The 17,440-nt window shown below is 34.9% G+C and carries 13 protein-coding genes and 2 pseudogenes; 2 read left to right on the top strand and 13 right to left on the bottom strand.

The annotated features are described in order from the left end of the window. Positions 1 to 8 precede the first annotated feature (8 nt). The 5 genes and pseudogenes from selD to LZ578_RS04490 form a co-directional block, all read right to left on the bottom strand. Positions 9 to 1,036: pseudogene (selD, locus tag LZ578_RS04510) on the bottom strand (selenide, water dikinase SelD). Then, on the bottom strand, positions 1,036 to 2,079 hold the full coding sequence (mnmH, locus tag LZ578_RS04505) for a tRNA 2-selenouridine(34) synthase MnmH (protein ID WP_235146127.1): 1,044 nt from the start codon (positions 2,077 to 2,079) through the stop codon (positions 1,036 to 1,038). The pseudogene selD and the gene mnmH overlap by 1 nt, the downstream one beginning before the upstream one ends. 151 nt (positions 2,080 to 2,230) lie before the next feature. Then, positions 2,231 to 4,039, bottom strand: coding sequence for an ABC transporter substrate-binding protein (locus tag LZ578_RS04500; RefSeq protein WP_235146126.1), 1,809 nt, complete (start codon positions 4,037 to 4,039; stop codon positions 2,231 to 2,233). Positions 4,040 to 4,079: 40 nt separating this feature from the next. Next, a complete protein-coding gene (locus tag LZ578_RS04495; protein WP_235146125.1) occupies positions 4,080 to 5,543 on the bottom strand; it encodes an ABC transporter permease in 1,464 nt (487 codons plus the stop codon). An 18-nt stretch (positions 5,544 to 5,561) separates the two neighbouring features. Next, positions 5,562 to 7,004: an ABC transporter permease gene (locus tag LZ578_RS04490; protein ID WP_235146124.1), complete on the bottom strand. Its 1,443-nt coding sequence runs from the start codon at positions 7,002 to 7,004 to the stop codon at positions 5,562 to 5,564. Between the two features lie 361 nt (positions 7,005 to 7,365). Between LZ578_RS04490 and LZ578_RS12595 the strand changes: the two genes are divergently transcribed. Together LZ578_RS12595 and LZ578_RS04475 are read left to right on the top strand one after the other, a co-directional pair. Then, entirely contained in the window at positions 7,366 to 9,090 is a 1,725-nt protein-coding gene (locus LZ578_RS12595; RefSeq protein ID WP_311198597.1) for an ABC transporter ATP-binding protein, read from the top strand. Between the two features lie 360 nt (positions 9,091 to 9,450). After that, the gene (locus LZ578_RS04475) at positions 9,451 to 10,869 is read left to right on the top strand and encodes an MATE family efflux transporter (RefSeq protein ID WP_235146123.1); all 1,419 of its coding nucleotides are present in this window, start codon (positions 9,451 to 9,453) and stop codon (positions 10,867 to 10,869) included. 44 nt (positions 10,870 to 10,913) lie between these two features. Here LZ578_RS04475 and LZ578_RS04470 read toward each other — a convergent pair whose 3' ends face one another. The 8 genes and pseudogenes from LZ578_RS04470 to LZ578_RS04435 form a co-directional block, all read right to left on the bottom strand. Beyond that, complete coding sequence (locus LZ578_RS04470) at positions 10,914 to 11,828, bottom strand: DMT family transporter (protein ID WP_235146122.1); 915 nt, start codon at positions 11,826 to 11,828, stop codon at positions 10,914 to 10,916. An 84-nt stretch (positions 11,829 to 11,912) separates the two neighbouring features. Beyond that, entirely contained in the window at positions 11,913 to 12,260 is a 348-nt protein-coding gene (locus LZ578_RS04465) for a zinc-binding dehydrogenase (RefSeq protein ID WP_235146121.1), read from the bottom strand. Next, positions 12,169 to 12,825, bottom strand: a complete 657-nt coding sequence (locus tag LZ578_RS04460) for an alcohol dehydrogenase catalytic domain-containing protein (protein WP_235146120.1) — start codon at positions 12,823 to 12,825, stop codon at positions 12,169 to 12,171. The genes LZ578_RS04465 and LZ578_RS04460 overlap by 92 nt, the downstream gene beginning before the upstream one ends. Positions 12,826 to 12,887: 62 nt before the next feature. After that, on the bottom strand, positions 12,888 to 13,169 hold the full coding sequence (locus tag LZ578_RS04455) for a hypothetical protein (protein WP_235146119.1): 282 nt from the start codon (positions 13,167 to 13,169) through the stop codon (positions 12,888 to 12,890). After that, on the bottom strand, positions 13,139 to 13,729 hold the full coding sequence (locus tag LZ578_RS04450) for an ABC transporter ATP-binding protein (protein WP_235146118.1): 591 nt from the start codon (positions 13,727 to 13,729) through the stop codon (positions 13,139 to 13,141). Before LZ578_RS04450 ends, LZ578_RS04455 begins: the two co-directional genes overlap by 31 nt. Before the next feature lie 24 nt (positions 13,730 to 13,753). Continuing rightward, a pseudogene (locus LZ578_RS04445) lies at positions 13,754 to 14,745 on the bottom strand (ABC transporter substrate-binding protein). A 55-nt stretch (positions 14,746 to 14,800) separates the two neighbouring features. Then, positions 14,801 to 15,583: an ABC transporter permease gene (locus tag LZ578_RS04440; RefSeq protein WP_235146117.1), complete on the bottom strand. Its 783-nt coding sequence runs from the start codon at positions 15,581 to 15,583 to the stop codon at positions 14,801 to 14,803. A 119-nt stretch (positions 15,584 to 15,702) separates the two neighbouring features. Next, on the bottom strand, positions 15,703 to 17,406 hold the full coding sequence (locus tag LZ578_RS04435; RefSeq protein ID WP_235146116.1) for an FAD-dependent oxidoreductase: 1,704 nt from the start codon (positions 17,404 to 17,406) through the stop codon (positions 15,703 to 15,705). Between the last annotated feature and the right edge of the window lie 34 nt (positions 17,407 to 17,440).

Raw genomic sequence — 17,440 nt, 5'->3', positions numbered from 1 at the left:
CAGATTGATTAATACACAGTAATTTTGTGCTTTGCTTTTTGGGTAACTGTACCAATCATTCCAGCAGATACCTGTGCTTCTTGTAAATCTTTTAATAAAGAAGTTGCTTCAGATGCAGGTACACTAATTAATAATCCTCCCGAAGTTTGGGGGTCAAAGAGTACTTCTTCTAATGCAAAATCTTGAATTTTAAAATCTATTTCAGAAGCGAAAGCATTGCGATTTCGTTGTCCTCCTGCAGTCATCAAAAATTCTTCAGCTGCTTGGTAAGCTCCTTTTAGTAAGGGAATTGAAGTTGTCTCAAGATCTGCACTCCATTGTTCGGCTAACATTTCAATGAGATGACCGAGTAAACCAAATCCAGTAACATCTGTACAACTATGTACCGAATATTTTTTCAACACTTGAGCAGCATATAGGTTTAAAAAAGTCATTGAATCCGCTGCTTCTTGAAAGGAACCTTCATCCATCTCACCTGCACTATATGCCGTAGTAATTAATCCCGTACCTAACGATTTTGTAAGAATTAAAGAATCTCCTTCTTGACAAGTGTTATTTCGATAGATTTTTTTGGATGAACTTTTCCAGAGACAGACAAACCATATTTGGGTAGAGAATCATGAATAGAATGTCCGCCTACTACAATCCCACCGGCTTCTTGTACTTTCTCCTGACCACCTGCAAGGATTTCCCCTAATTGTTCCAAAGAGTTCTGTTCAGGCCAACAAACGATATTCATAGCGGTAAGAACTTCCCCACCCATCGCAAAAACATCACTCATTGCATTCGTTGCCGCAATTTGTCCAAATAGTCTTGGATTACTTACCATAGTTGGAAAAAAATCCATCGTTTGGATCATAGCAAGTTCTTCATTTAGTTTATAAACAGCAGCATCATCGGAGGAATCAAATCCTACTAACAAATTTTCATCTGACTGTTGGGGTAACTTTCCCAAAATGCTACTTAAGTCACCCGGTCCTATTTTAGAGTTACAACCCCCACATATAAAAAGTCCATTTGTCCATTCGTTCTCCACTATTCATTCTCCTCTTTTTGTTGATGCCATTTCAAAATCTTTTCAGCTGTCTCTTTAGGATTATGATTTACAAAGATATAGTCTCTTTTCGATTGATGATGATTGTACCGCGGATCATAATAAGAAAGAAGGAGACTTTTAATTACAGAATCAACATCCCCTTTTCGTACTTGATCTTGAAATTCAATAATCTTCTCCTTATTGATATAGACCTTTAGAGATTCTAATGAATCAATGAGCTCTTCTAGATGATTCCCTTTCATGTAATCTTTATGAATTTGAGCGATCCGCTTTTCTAAAGGTGCTTCAATTGTCACTTTCTTTCCTTTTTGAATGGCAGAAACCAAACTCACCGGCATCACTACTTTACCAATTCGTTTACTTTCTCCTTCTGTGAAAACTACTTCTCCTTCTTTCCAATCTCTACTAATTTCAAAAAGAAGGCTTTCAAACATTTTTTGGGAATGAGGTTCAGAAAGTCCAACACTACCCAATAAGGAGCCTCTGTGATTAGCACATCCTTCAAGGTCCAATACTTTTGCACCTCTATCAGATAACTCATACAATATTTCTGTTTTTCCACTACCAGATAGACCATATAACGTCACAAAACTTGCTTTTTCTAATTGTGCATCAAGATGTTCGTTCACGTAACGACGATAGGCTTTATAGCCCCCACACATTCTACTTACCGGTAAGCCTAACGCTTTTAACAATGAAAAAATTGAGTTCGAGCGCATTCCACCTCTGCTACAAAAAATAACAATTTCATCGGAATCCTTTAATATTTCTTGATAACGAGAGTACATTTCAGGAAGTTGGCTAGATACCCATTCAACTCCGTATTTTTTTGCTTCTTCTATTTTGCCTTCTACATAAAGTAAACCTACTTTTTCACGAGCATCATTATCTAAAACCGGAATGTTTACAGCATTTGGAATCGTTGATAGTTGAAACTCTTTCGGACTGCGTACATCTACAAAAGTAATTTTACGAGTTTCATTTATTTTAAGTATTTCTTCATACGTTATAGTTGGTTTCATTTTTCCATCACTTTCTAATAGCTTGATTTTGTATCGTTATTTTCTATCATACTCTACTTTTGAGTGAATTTCTTTGAATTTGCTTATTTTTTGATTTTTTTAAAAAAATAGTACCGACCTAGGAAGGTCGATACTATTTTTAAAAATTAAATTATTTGCTTTCTAGATATGCATTATAGAATTCTTCGACTTTCTGTGGATCAGCTACCAATTCATTACCCGTATCAACTAGTGGGCTTAATGTGGAATATGCTTTTAATTTATTTCCATCATAGGCTGCATTAATCTCATCTTGGTTGATGGAATACAGGATAGATTTACGTAAATCTGCACTATCAGAAACTTCACGCCCCTCAGTATTAAAGATCATGTAAGTTACTGCATTACTTGGAATGTTTTGTAGTTCTAAATTACTTGATTCTTCAACAATATCATACTTTGTTTCATTCAATCCATATAACAAGTGGATTTCATCTGCACGTAAGGCTGATAGTGCACTATCAGCATCAGAAATAAAACGAACGGTTACGTTTTTGATATTTGCTGCATGTTCACCATTAGTCATATAACCAGGATTTTTTTGGAATGTAGTTTCATAATCATTCTTTTTCAACATAATGTAAGGACCACTTGCATAAAGGTGATTATCATATGTTCCACCTTCTGTAACAGCACGTTGGTCACCGTACGGAATATCGTTATTCAGATCAAAAGAATCCATATCGTACGTGTTTACTGATTCTACTTGTTTTTGTGAAACAATACCAGCTGATTGATGTCCTAAGTAGTTCAATACTTGTGGGAAAGGTTCTGTTGTTGTTAATTTTACAACTTGATAATTACCAGCCGCATTGTCAACTTCTTCAGTATCTTCTACAAGAGTTTGAATTGGATTATCTAAATCTTTTTCAAGTGCATCCAGCACATTACCAGAACCATTAGATAGTTCAAGAGTTTCCAGCTCTGATACATCCGTAACTAGGGATATTTCATTAATATGTTCATGCAAACTGAATGTACGGTGATCTGGAACAGAATTTGGATCTTTTGCACGATTCAAAGAGAAAATAACATCTTGCCCACTAACCATTTCGCCTGTATCAACTGCTTCATCATTTTCTACTTTTGCAAAGTTTATATCATCACGTAAAACAAAGTAATATTCTTCATTTCCTTCTGCAATTGCATGATTGTAAGAAAGAGAACCTTCAGAAACAACTTGGTCGTCATCTGCAAGATTTACTAAACGAACATACATATTTGTATTTAGTTGGTTAATGGAACCATCATTTGCTTTTATCGGATCTAAAGAAGTTAAATCACTAATGGTTTGCGTATACATTACCGTTTCGGTATCGTTCATTGCTTCATCAATAAAAGATACAGGTTCCCAAGCAAAAGCACGAGATTTTGACAAACGAATCGTTTCTGGATTAAGCAACTCTTTATTAAATGCTTGTGCTTTTAAAGAATTGAACAAAGGAACAATATAAGCATTCTCTGTTACTAATACATCTTCCAATTCTTTATAAGTTTCTACATAATCTTCTGGTGTTTGTAGTGCTGCTTCATTAATCAAACGATCCACATCATCATTAGACATGCTACTATAATCTCCACCTGTACTAAAAAGAGAACGAACAGCATAATCCGGGTTTCCTGTTACTGTAGTCCAACCTGTAACAGCAAGATCAAAATTCCCAGCATCTTGTTGTGAGGTAAAACTAGCATAGTCTGGTTGTGTGTTTAACTCTACATCAAAACCATTCTTAATGAGTTGATCACGTACAATATTCATGTCCGTTTCATTCGCACTCATTCCTAAAATCTCAATACTAACTTTTTCAGTTGTCTCTGGACTTTGAGTAGCATCTGTCCCTGGGTTATTTGCTTGATCTTCTGTTTGTACGGAACATGCTCCTAGTACCAAAGCTGCAGCAGCTGTTATAAATGGTAACATTCTTTTTTCAATTAAATCTCCTCCTCATTATATCTAATTATTAATTAAAACGTGGATCGGTTGCATCACGAACGCCATCTCCTAAAAAGTTAAAAGATAAGACTAATAAGATAATCGCAAGACCTGGATAAATAGCCAAATATGGATTAGTTTCTAAATACTTACTGCCTATCCGGAGAATATTTCCCCACTCAGGAATATGAGCTTCTACACCTAATCCTAAGTAACTCAAACTACTGGTAGAAATAACAGCCGTTCCAATTGTCAATGTCGCTCGGACGATCATTGGTGCCAATGAGTTCGGTACAACGTGTTTACGGATAATTGACCAGTTGTCTTGACCCAATGCACGAGCTGCTTCAACGTACTCATAGTTTGCGACTTGTAATACATTCGCTCTCATCGTTCTTGCATAAGAAGGAATCGCTCCTAAACTCAAGGCAATAATCAAATTCGTGGTTGATGCACCAAAAGCAGCAACAATTGTAATAGCTAGGAGCATACCAGGAATGGCATATAAGACATCTAGTAGTCTCATAATAACATTATCAGTATGAGAACCATAATAGCCTGAAATGGCTCCTAGTGTTCCTCCTATCAATAAGGGGATACCCGTTGCCAATAATCCAACAGATAAAGAGATTTGAGCTCCAAAAATAATTCGAGAAAATACATCTCTACCAAAATTATCCGTTCCAAAAGGATACATCAGAGATGGCTTTTGTAAAATAACACTGTAATTATTACTTTGTGAAAATGATTGACTAAAAGACCAATTACTAGTTATGGATATGGTTACTAAAAATGTAATAAATAATAACCCTAATAATGCAGCTTGATTTCGAATCAGTTTTTCTCTAATACTTGTCTGTCTTTTTCCTTTTGCTCCTGGCTTGTCATCTTGATAATAAGAATCAGCAACAAACAAAGCCAAAATATTTCCGGTTAAAGAAGATAATACTAATAGGAAAAGAAAAATCCTTTTTATATTCTTATTCCAACCATACCATTTTTTTCCAAAAAGTAGTATGAACGTATGGAATAAAAGGGACAAAATCAAAATATACATCATCGTTAAGAAACGATCAGCTACAAACGGTTTGAAAAAGTTCATTGCCGTTACACTTATAACTAAAACATCAACTAAAACCATGTAAATAGAATAAATGAAAGCTGTACTTTCTGATTTCTTTAATGTAATAATCCCAGAGATAAACGTAAAAATATTTCCTACAAAAATACCAAACAAAAGAATGAGAGAAAGAATCCCAACCATTCTATTTTTTTGTTCTGTTTGATAATTTTTTCTGGTTAATATTGTGAACAAAATTTGATGTAAAACACTGAAAATAAATTGTGCTATAAACAAGTAGAACAACGGCATCTTTAAAGAAAATGGTTGCCATTGGATACTTAAGAGCAGGAACAATACAGACCAGCCCCATGTCAAACCATTGTCAAAACGAACTTGACTAACTACTTGTGTGGTTTGATAACTTTTCATTCTATCGTATCACCTCTTTCATTTGCCATTCTTGACTCGTGAACGAATTCTCGGATCAAGGAAACTATATAATAAATCTACAAACACATTTACAATCGATAAAATAATAGCTATATAAATTACTCCACCCATTACACTCGGTATATCTGGAATAAATTGTTTATCTACTATATAACTACCAATTCCGTTTATCGTAAATACTTTTTCTGTTACAGACGAACCACCAAGCATTCCACCAAACTGAAGTCCAATAACAGTTATAATTGGAATTAATGCATTTGGTACCGCATGACGAAGGATGACTCTCGACTTAGAGAGACCTTTTGCTCTGGCTGTTAGGATGTAGTCTTCGTTAATCACTTCTAAAGTAGAAGAACGAGTCATCCGTGCTACTGAAGCCATTAATCCAGTTCCAAGTACAACTGCGGGCATTAGAAGTGAAATTGCTTTTGCTGAACTGTAGGTTGCTGGCAACCAACCCAAATTAATTGAAAAGGTTAGGATAAAAATTAATCCCTGCCAAAAACTAGGAATAGAAATTCCAAGTAAAGCAATTAACATGAATAATTGATCAAATGTAGTATTTGCTTTAACTGCTGCGTAAATACCAGCTGGTAAAGCAACTGCTACTGATAGTCCCAATGCATATAACGTTAATTTTAACGTTACTGGGAAGCGTCGTAAGATCGTTGTAACAACTCGTTCATTTCCTGCATACGCATTTCCTAAATCAAACGTAAAAATACCTTTAATGGTTTTTCCTAATTGAACAAAATAAGATTCGTTTAACCCATGAAGTTGACGGAAATTCTCTACTTGTTGCGGTGTAGCTTGATTTCCAAGGATATTTGTAGCTGGATCAGATGGTGAGAAATATAGTAAAGTAAAGACTATAAAGGTTACTCCTATAATAACAAAGAACATCATCAACAAACGATTTATTAAATAGTTCAACGTCGGTAAAGAGACAACCAATAAAAATAAATACATCGGCCATGCTAAAATGAAGGAAAGTAAAATTCCACCAGAAGTTGATAACCATTTTAAAGTCGTCTGGAGGTAGCTTTGAGCTCCTGTTTTACTATCTTCATAGCAAGCATCCACCATTTTCTTTATTTCTTTGTTTGATTCTTTTTCGTACAATTTATCTACTTGCCGTTGAATGTGCGAAGAAGAGTGTTTTTGATTTAGAAATTTTATTTTTTGCTCTTCTTGTTGTTTTAATTGATTCTTTAAATTTTCTGCTCTTCCACTTTCAATAAATTGTTGTTCCATCTGTTGTCGTATATTTTTTCCACCAGATTTTTTTTGATGATTTAAATGTGAAAAGTACACAATCAATTGGAATAGAAATCCAAAAACAAACAGTCCTATTCGCCAAGATTTTGTTTGATATGCTTTCTCATAATAATACCGAATGGTCTCAGACCATCTATTTATCCAACTTTTCTCTAGTTCCATTTCTGATCCCCTTTCAACATATTTGAAATCTTATCACCCTACTACCTATTACTATTTAAAAACACCCTTAAACAGACTACAAAATTCGTATCATCCGTTTAAGGGTAAATAAGCTATCATTATAGTAGGAAGCTTATATAAAGCAAATGGAAAAGTTTTCACCAGAAAGACCTTTCCCTCGTGACAGTCTCTACTGAATGTTTATTTTTCTTTTTGGTAGAACTAAATATAGCAAATGAAAACTGGCTAGTCAAGACTTTGAGACTGAGATACTTATTTTTTGTAAGAAAGATTACTTTCTTTTTATGTAAAAAAATGATATCTTTTGAGAATGAAATAAATCGTAAGAAAGGAACAAACAATGGAGAATCTATTAACGGTCAAAAATTTATCTGTTTCCTTTTCAACCGGATCGAATGTTCAACAAGTTTTATCCGATGTATCCTTTTCAATTGAAAAAGGTGAAACACTAGGACTGGTTGGAGAATCTGGAAGTGGGAAAAGTGTAACAGCCCGTTCTATTATGCAACTTCTCTCTTCTAGCGCCTATATCCACCCTGAATCCAGTATTGTTTATGCTGGAAGAGAATTGCTTGGTTTGTCAGAAAAGGAATTACGTTCTATTCGTGGAAAAGATATTGGAATGATTTTTCAAGATCCAATGACTTCCTTAAATCCAACGATGACGATTGGAAAACAAATTGTAGAAATTTTACGTCTCCATGAAGGTCTTTCTAATAAAGAAGCAGAAGTACGAACAAAAGAAATCATGACTGATGTTGGGATAACCAATGTTGATTATCGATTTACCCAACATGCTCATGAATTTTCTGGAGGAATGCGTCAACGGATGATGATTGCCATGGCTCTAGCTTGTAATCCTTCTATTATTATTGCAGATGAACCAACCACTGCGTTAGATGTAACCATTCAGGCGCAAATTTTGAAATTGCTTAAAAATATTCAAATAAAATTCGGAACTGCTATCATCTTAATTACTCATGACTTTGGTGTTGTAGCTAATATGTGTGACCGCGTTATGGTTATGCGACATGGTCAAGTTGTTGAAAGAGGAGAAACTACAGATATTTTTGAAAATCCTCAACATGAATATACAAAAATGCTTTTGGATGCCATTCCAAATCTGCACAAGCCTAAGACAAAAAAAGATTTACAAAAATTAGATGAGATCCATTCTGGAAAACGGGATGCTCTTGTTAGAATATCGCACTTAGAAAAACAATTTCCATATGGTCGCGGTGAGATGGTAAAAGCAGTTGATAATCTTAGCTTTGATATTTATCGTGGAGAGACGTTAGGATTAGTTGGTGAATCTGGCTCAGGTAAATCAACAACCGGTCGAACGATTTTGCGTCTCCATGAAGCTTCTGCCGGTGAAACACTATATGAAGGATTTGATTTAAACCATTTAAATAAAAATGAATTAAAATCCATGCGTAAACATATGCAAATGATTTTCCAAGATCCTTATGCTTCTTTAAATCCACGGATGAAAATAATGGATATCATTGGGGAAGCGCTGGATATTCATGATCTGGCAAAAAGTAAAAAAGAACGAACAGCTCGTGTATTGGAATTACTAGATTTAGTTGGTTTGAACGCTTCTTTCGCAGAACGTTTTCCTCACGAATTTTCAGGTGGACAACGTCAACGAATTGGAATTGCTCGTGCATTGGCAGTAAATCCAGAGTTTATCGTCTTAGATGAGCCTCTTTCTTCTTTGGATGCTTCTATTCAAGCACAAATAGTCGATTTGTTAGAATCTCTCCAAGAAAAACTAAAGCTAACCTATTTATTTATCGCTCATGATTTAGCTATGGTGAAACAAATTTCTGATCGAGTTGCTGTGATGTATAATGGTCAAATTGTTGAATTAGCAGATGCAGAAGAACTTTTTGAGAATCCAATTCATCCTTATACCAAAAAATTACTATCTGCTATTCCTGTCCCTGATCCATCAATAGAAGCCATGAAAAAGAACGAAGAAGAAACAGAAGAACAACTTCAAACGTATCATGGAACTGAATTTAAAGAAGTAAAGCCCAACCATTGGGTTTCTTGCTAATTTTTAAATAAGGAAAAAGTAAAAGAACATATCGATTCCATTAGGAGTTAACTCCTTCTTGATGAAATGTGTTCTTTTTTGTGTTTTTGTTAGCAATCTGACATTACAGTTATTTCAATTAGATTTCAATACTAGCTAAAAGTGTGATTAGAGCTACCTTTATCCGTCTAAACTCTTGACCTAATACGAATGAAAACGCCATTTTTTACTTAATATATAAAAGCAAGATTATTCCATTATACCCTTGTATTTTCTGAAAATCGGGCTATACTATTCAAGTCTTAAGAAATAACACATTTGCTGCACTTATAAATTTTCATTTATTAGGCATGTTTCAGTATATATAGGAGGAAATTTAATTTGGGACAAGATATGACAAAAGGTAACCCACTTCAATTAATCATTCAATTCACTATTCCAATGCTTTTAGGTAACATTTTCCAGCAATTTTACAGTATGGCAGATACATACATTGTCAGCCAAACTCTAGGTGTCGAAGCGTTCACTGCTGTAGGTGCTACTGGCAGTATCACTTTTCTTATTCTTGGCTTAGCTGCAGGACTAACTGCAGGTTTATCAGTGGTAACAGCGCAATACTTTGGTAAAAAAGATCATCAAGGATTACGTCGAAGTCTCGCAGCAGGTACGATTATTTCAGCAGTTGTTGCACTTTTACTAACTATTTTTGCAACACGATATACTCGAGAAATATTAGTGTTTATGAAAACACCAGCGAGTCTAATTGACAATGCTCATGCATATTTATCTGTTGTTTTTTCTGGAACAGCTGCCTCTGTTTTTTATAACCTACTTTCGAATATGATGCGTGCGATTGGTGATAGCAAAACACCGCTACTTTTTCTTGCCGTAGCCTCCGTTGTTAATATCATATTGGATTACGTTTTCATTTTAGTCTTTCACACCGGAGTGGAAGGTGCAGGATACGCCACTGTTTTTTCACAAATGATTGCCACTATTTTTTGTTTGATTTATATTTATAAAAAAATTCCCATTCTTCGTATTCATAAAGAAGATTGGAAGTTGACTCGTAAAGAAATTGCCCATCATTTACAGATTGGTTTACCAATGGGATTTCAAAGTTCCATTATCGCTATCGGAACCATGTCCATCCAAGTAACTTTAAACGGATTAGGAGCAACTGCTGTTGCCGCTACTACTGCTGCTGAAAAAATAAATGGGATTGCAACGATGCCATTACAATCATTTGGTATCACGATGGCTACTTACACCGCTCAAAATTTTGGTGCTGGTAAACTAGATCGAATTTGGGACGGCGTACAGAAAATTACTCGTGTTGTTCTGATTTACAGTTTTGTAATGGGTACGGTTCTTATTTTCTTTGGTAGAAAGTTCGCTACTATTTTTGTAGGATCAGAAAATCAAGCTATTTTGGATCATGTTGAAACTTATTTCCTTACGAATGCAACCTTTTATTTCCTATTAGCGATGCTTTTCATTTACCGATATACTTTACAAGGTCTTGGAAAAAGTACTGCCCCTACTGCTGCTGGTATTATGGAACTTCTATCCCGTATTATTGCAGCGATTGTATTGAGTCAATCGTTTGGTTATTTAGGTGTCAGTTTAGCTGGTCCTCTAGCTTGGTTAGGTGCGCTGATTCCTTTGATGGGTTCTTATTATTTAACCAAAAGAGCACTTACTAAAGATATTCCTACACAAACAGTGGATGAAAAGAAACCTTTCTTTCCGTATCCACTTCACTCCCTTTCTAAACTTTTGCCAAAATTTGCTAAGTAAATCAAAAGTGGTCTCCTTTTAAAAAGGAGACCACTTTTTTATACCTATTCTATACTTAAAAGAACAATTCCAATAATAATAAGAATAATAACTGAATATTGATTACGTGTAAGTTTTTCTTTTAGAAAAATTCTAGATAAAATAATTGATACTACTGAATAAGCAGAAATCATTGGTGCTACCACAATAGCATTTGAACTAATGGCATATACATAGAAAAACTGACCCAATGTTTCGAATATGGCTGCTAGTCCTCTATCGACCTGATCTTTCGGACGGAAAGATTCTTTTTTGATAACGACGAGATAAATGAAGGCAACGATTGCAACTAGTAACCAAGTAAACTCATAAGAAATATTTGCTTGCATTTCCAATGTTGCTTCATCAACTGTTGCATAAGCATCAAAAAACCATGCATCAGCAAAAGTACCTATCGAATCAAGAAAAGCATACATCAGTGGAAAGAGTAAGGCAATTGCACCATACTTATATTTTCGATCCACCATCTTTTTATTTTCAACTTCTTCTTTTTCTGCTAAACGCTGTTCAAATACTCCTAGCATCACTACACCTATCGTTATAAGTACAATTGCAAAAACTTGAATCTTTGCCATCGTTTGCCCTAAAAATAGAAATGTCATAACACTAACAATTGCACCCGAAGAATTTTGAACGGGTGAGGAAACGGATAACTCCAAGAAACGCAATCCTGCATATCCTACAGCCATCGAAGTTACATAAAAGAATGATACCGGTAAATACTTAATCATATAGCTCGGATCGTAATCGATTCCCTGAATGAAAATGACTGCTATGCCATGTAGCCCCATAATTGTACCAACCAGGATTACTGTTTTTAAGAAACTATATTTATCAGCTGGGTCTGCACCTTTCTTATAGAATAAATCTGCTGTACCCCAAGCAACTGTTGCAATCATCGCTGGAATGAACCACCACATACTTTGTCATCTCCTTTATTACTTTTTTACATACTTATAAAGTATACTCGAAGATGACCTTTTTAAACAACACTTTTTTATTTTTTACAAAGAAACAACTAATTTTCCTCTTGCATGTCGAGTCTCATTTTTTTCTAGCGCTTGATTTGCCTCTTCAAATGGATAAATATGTTCAATCATTACCTTTATTTCGCCAGTCATAACTTCCTGAGCTAATGTTTTTATTATTTCTTTTAATTGTAACTGATGTTGGAATTGTTTAACTAAAATATTTCTTTCAGGATAAATATGATCTCCAGAAACCGTAATAACTTTTCCATCTTTTTTTACAACATCCATACTATCTTTTGCAGTCCCTGATTGAATAGCTAATGCTGCATCTACTCCATCTGTTTTCCATTCTAATATTTCTTTTTTCCAATTTGGATTCATATAATCTACTGCTTTTTTTGCTCCTAGAGATAGAAGATAGTCTTGATTTTTTGCAGATGCAGAGCCAACCACATGAATTCCCTTGCTTATTTGCTAACTGGACAACGAAAGATCCAATCGCACCAGATGCTCCTGCTACAAAGAGGGTGTCACCCTTATCAAGATTCAAAGCACGAATACTTTCCATCGCAGTTTTCCCTGCAACTGGAAGGGTAGCCCCCACTTCAAATTCCATATTATCTGGCATCATTTGTATAGATTTCTCAGATACTACAGCATATTCTGCCCAGCTTCCTCCTTTTATTTGCATGCTACTAGAAAATATAACCCGATCCCCTTTTTTAAATTCAGTAATCTCACTACCTATTTTTTCAATGACACCTGAACCTTCTGAACCAATTGGAAAAGGAAACGTTGCATGGGGAGGTATAAAATAACGATCATGTACTCCCACACCAAAAGCCCTCACCGCTATTAGTACTTCATCCTTGCTAGGGGTAGGAACTGCTACTTCTGCTAATTCTATTTCTCTAGATTCTGCACTTACTCTCACATACGCCTTCATTTTTATTCCCCCTCTTTTTCTATTCTTCTTACTTTTAGTGTAAGAGAAAACACCTTGCTTTGCTAATTTTTGTATAAAAAAACCTTCATTGTCTTCATATAGAAGAAAACAACGAAAGTTTTTTTAAGATATTGCCTTAAGAATTTCATATTTTTTTTCATAAATTCATTATCTTCTTCAATATGGTAGTCTTTATCTGCTAGAATTCTTTCAGAGTACGGAACTGAAAAAACACTTTGAATCGTTCCAGGATTTTTAGTCATCACAGCAACTTTCGTTCCGAGTGACAATGCTTCTTCTATATCATGTGTAATTAATAAAATAGTCTGATCATTTTTTTCCACAAAATCCGTAGAAAATCTTGCATTTTTAGTCTAGTAATCGCATCAAGGGCACTAAACGGTTCGTCCATTAAGACTAATTTTGGTTTGTTAGCCAAAACCCTCGCCAAAGAAACACGTTGCTTCATTCCACCAGAAAGTTCAAATGGATAATTCTCAGCAAAATCAGTTAATTCAATTTGATCTAAGTAATAATCACTCGTTTTTCGTATCTCTTCTTTATCTTTTTTACGAGTACGCGGGCCATATTCGATATTCTTCCGAACCGTTAACCACGGATATAAAGTTGAGGACTGGAAAACAACTCCTCTTTTCCAATGAGGACCTTTGATAGGCTCATTTTCCATCAGGCATTCTCCACTTGTTGGATCAAGATAACCAGCGATTGTTTTTAGTAATGTACTCTTTCCACACCCCGAAGGACCTACCAAACAAACAAATTCACCATGATTGATCGTCAAATCTATATTTTGTATAGCTTGAACGATCGTATTTTTTGTCGTATATTCATAATTGACATTTTTTAGATCAACCACGGTTTCGTTGTTACGTGTCTCTGTCATTTCCCACATCGCTCCGTTCTACTTTTATTCCGTTATTATATTTTCAATATATTTAGTTTCAATAAATTCATCAATCATTTTTTTCTCTGGAACCGTTTTGATGGAACTTTGTTGCTTTAGAAATTCAGCTGTATCTAAAAACACTTGCGAAAATTCACCCGGAGCAGACTTTGTCCCAAGATACATTGCGGATATTTGCTCTTCTTTTGTTAACCACTCTGTTGCCTTCATTTGAGTGACCGCTTCTTCCAGAGTGATATCTAGTTCTTTTGCTGCTGCTTCTGCTGCCTCTTTAGGGAATTCATTGTAAAAATAAACAGCTTCGTCTAGCGCCTGTAAGTAGTCCGAAACTAAATCAGGATATTTTTCAGAAAAATCTTTATGTACAACGTCTACGTTTGCTGTCATATATCCTCTGTCTGCTAATTCTTTACTATCCAACACAACCGTACCAGTTTTTTTCAATTCCGATAAAGTAGGTTCCCATGTATAAGCAGCGTCAATATCTCCTCTTTCCCAAGCAGCAACGATATCACTCGTTTCCATATCTAGAAATTGAATATCCGATTCAATTCCTGCATCTTGAGCAGCTTTTAATAAACTGTAATGAGAAGTTGAACTAAAAGGTGTTGCTACTTTTTTCCAGCTAAATCTTTTACTTCATTGATTCCAGAATTTTGGTTTGCAATCAGTGCTTCATTAGATCCAATTACTTCATGAATCCAAATTAACTCAACAGGAATCCCTGTAGCTAGTGCAACAACCGAATTTGTATAGCCCATCTCAGCAAAGTCTATACTTCCAGATGAGAGGGCCTGATTTGCAGCAACACCTGAATCAAAGAATAAAAAGGTTGTCTTTATTCCTTTATCTTCAAAATATTTTTGAAAATATCCTTTTGAAATAGCAACTTGTTTATCGTTTGGTACTCGTATAATTCCAATCGTTACTTCTTTGGGTAATCCATCAGCTGTTTCATCATTTGAAGAACTACAGCTTGCTAGTAAAACGATCATAATAGTAACTACAAAAAGAGACACCAGTCTATAAATCTTTCTATTTTTTTTCATACTATTGCATTCCTTTCCAAAAAACAAGTTTATTCTCTAGTTTTCTTAATACCCAGTCTAAAAGAACTCCTGTGATTCCCATCATAATAATTCCAACAAACATAACGTCACTCTTTAAGTAGCGAGAAGCATCAATAACCATCCAACCGACACCTGATCTAGCAGCAACCATTTCTGCAGAAACAAGAGTCGTATAAGCAATACCAATTGCCGTTCTCAATCCAGTAAATACTTCTGGTAAGCTTGCTGGTAAAACTACAGTGAAAAAGATATCTTTTTTTGATGCACCTAAAGATTCTGCACTCAATAAATAATTAGGATCAATGTTCGATACTGCAGAAACACACGCTAGATAGATAGGGGCAAATGCTGCTAAATATAGCAAAGTGATTTTAGATGACTCATCAATTCCAAGCCATAAAATTAAGAAGGTATAATAAGCTAATGGAGGAAGTGGACGATAAAATTGGACAACAGAATCTATAATGGCACGAAATCGTTTAAAATATCCACTCATTAAGCCTAACGGAATAGCCGTAAGGATCGCTAAAAATGAGGAAACAAACAGTCTGTAAAGGCTAATCCCAATGTGTGACCATAATGGAATTCCATTGTATCCTTTTTGCATCATTTCAATAAAAGACTGAACAACTTGTAAAGGAGAAGGCACCAATCGTGAAGTAACCAAACCAAATTCAGTAATTAAGAACCACGCTAGTAAAATAATTCCCCAAGTGGCATAGGTATACAAACGCAGATTTTCTTTTCTTTTTGTTTTTTTCATTATTTCCCTACTTTATTATTTAGTAGTTGCTCTTTTACATTTGTCATTAAAAATAGAATAAGCGAACTGATTTCCAGTTCACTTATTCATCTAGTCTTTTTAAAGAACAAACGGCAAGCTTATAGTAAGTCGAAACGGTAATTAGTCATAATTGGTTGACGATTATGCATTTTATCATTGTAATATTCATACATGCTAATTCCTAAGAATGAACCCATCAAGTTATGAATATTTTCATATCCCATTAAGTTTAGCGCTTTAACCATATTATAGCTACGTTGGCTAGATAGACAATGGATATAAACTGGTTGATCTTTTGGTATTTCATCTAAACGATTACGGAATTGACTCAAAGGAATGTTTACAGCGTTATTCAAATGACCTTCTGCATATTCACGTTCCTCACGAGCATCAATGATAAAGGCATCATTTTCTACCAATGATCTAATTTCTGTAACTGGAACTTGTTTAAAGTCACCATTCAATACATTTAATCCTACTAATGCAGCCATGTTCACAACATCTTTTGCGGTACCAAACATTGGTGAGTAACATAACTCTAACTCTTTCAAGTCTTCTAATTCACCATGCATCGTAATCATGGTTGCAATGACATCAACACGTTTGTCGACATTTCCTTGTCCAACTGCTTGTGCTCCTAAAATACAGCCAGAAGGATTTGCAAAAATTAATTTGAAGAAAAGTGGTTTCGCATCTGGCATCAATCCTACTTTATCTTTAGGAATAACATAAGAAGTTAAGTAGTCAATTCCTTCTGCTATACAATCTTTTTCAGTTAATCCAGTTGCAGCTGCATTCATTTCAAAGCATTGAACAACAGAAGAACCGATAACACCAGTATTACGATGCGATTTGCCATACATATTATCTGCTGCTGCACGTGCTTGACGTTGAGCTGGTCCAGCTAATGTTAAGCGTGTTGGTTTCATAGTAATTAGATTTGTAACTTCAATTGCATCTCCTACTGCATAAATATGATGATCTGAAGTTTGATAATGTTGATTAACTTTTATACCACCTGTTGTACCTATTTCAAGGTCAGCTTGTTTAGCTAGCGTAGTTTCCGGTACAACTCCAATTGCCATGATGACAATCCCAGCTTTAACTTCTTTACCAGATTGCAAGATAACTTTGTCTTCTTGGATCTCAGCAAGTCCATCTTCTACAAACAAGTCTACTCCATTATCAATCACTGTTTTTTGTAGAATTTGAACCATATCATAGTCAAATGGAGCCATAATTTGTTTAGCTGCTTCCACTAACGTAACATTTTTATTATCAAGTTTTAAATTTTCAGCTACTTCTAATCCAATGTAGCCTCCACCAATAACTACTGTATCTTCAATATTATTTTCAGTAATATATTTTTTTATACCATCAATATCGGGAACATTACGAACAGTGAAAACGTGTTTTTGATCAATTCCTTTAATACTTTTTGGTAGAATTGCGTTTGCACCCGGTGATAAGACTAGCTCGTCATACTTCTCTGTTTTTTCTTCATTAGTTAGAACGTTTTTAACAACAATAGTTTTTTCTTTTTTATTTATAGATACTACTTCATGATTCACACGTGCATCGATATTATATTGTTTAGAAAAACCATCTGGCGTCATAAGAACTAAGTCCTGTGCATCTTCAATAATTCCGCTTAAGTGGAAAGGTAAGGCACAGTTGGAAAAGGAAACGAAAGGTCCTCTTTCAAACATAACAATTACTGCTGACTCATCAATTCTACGAACTCTTGCTGCTACTGAAGCTCCACCAGCAACTCCACCGATAATTAATATTCTTTTACTCATTTAAAAATTCCCCCTATATGATTGATTCATATTT

The sequence above is a fragment of the Jeotgalibaca sp. MA1X17-3 genome (assembly GCF_021513155.1).
Taxonomy (GTDB): domain Bacteria; phylum Bacillota; class Bacilli; order Lactobacillales; family Aerococcaceae; genus Jeotgalibaca.
The sequence above is the reverse complement of the archived record's forward strand: the minus strand, read 5'-3'. Positions and strand labels throughout refer to the sequence as shown.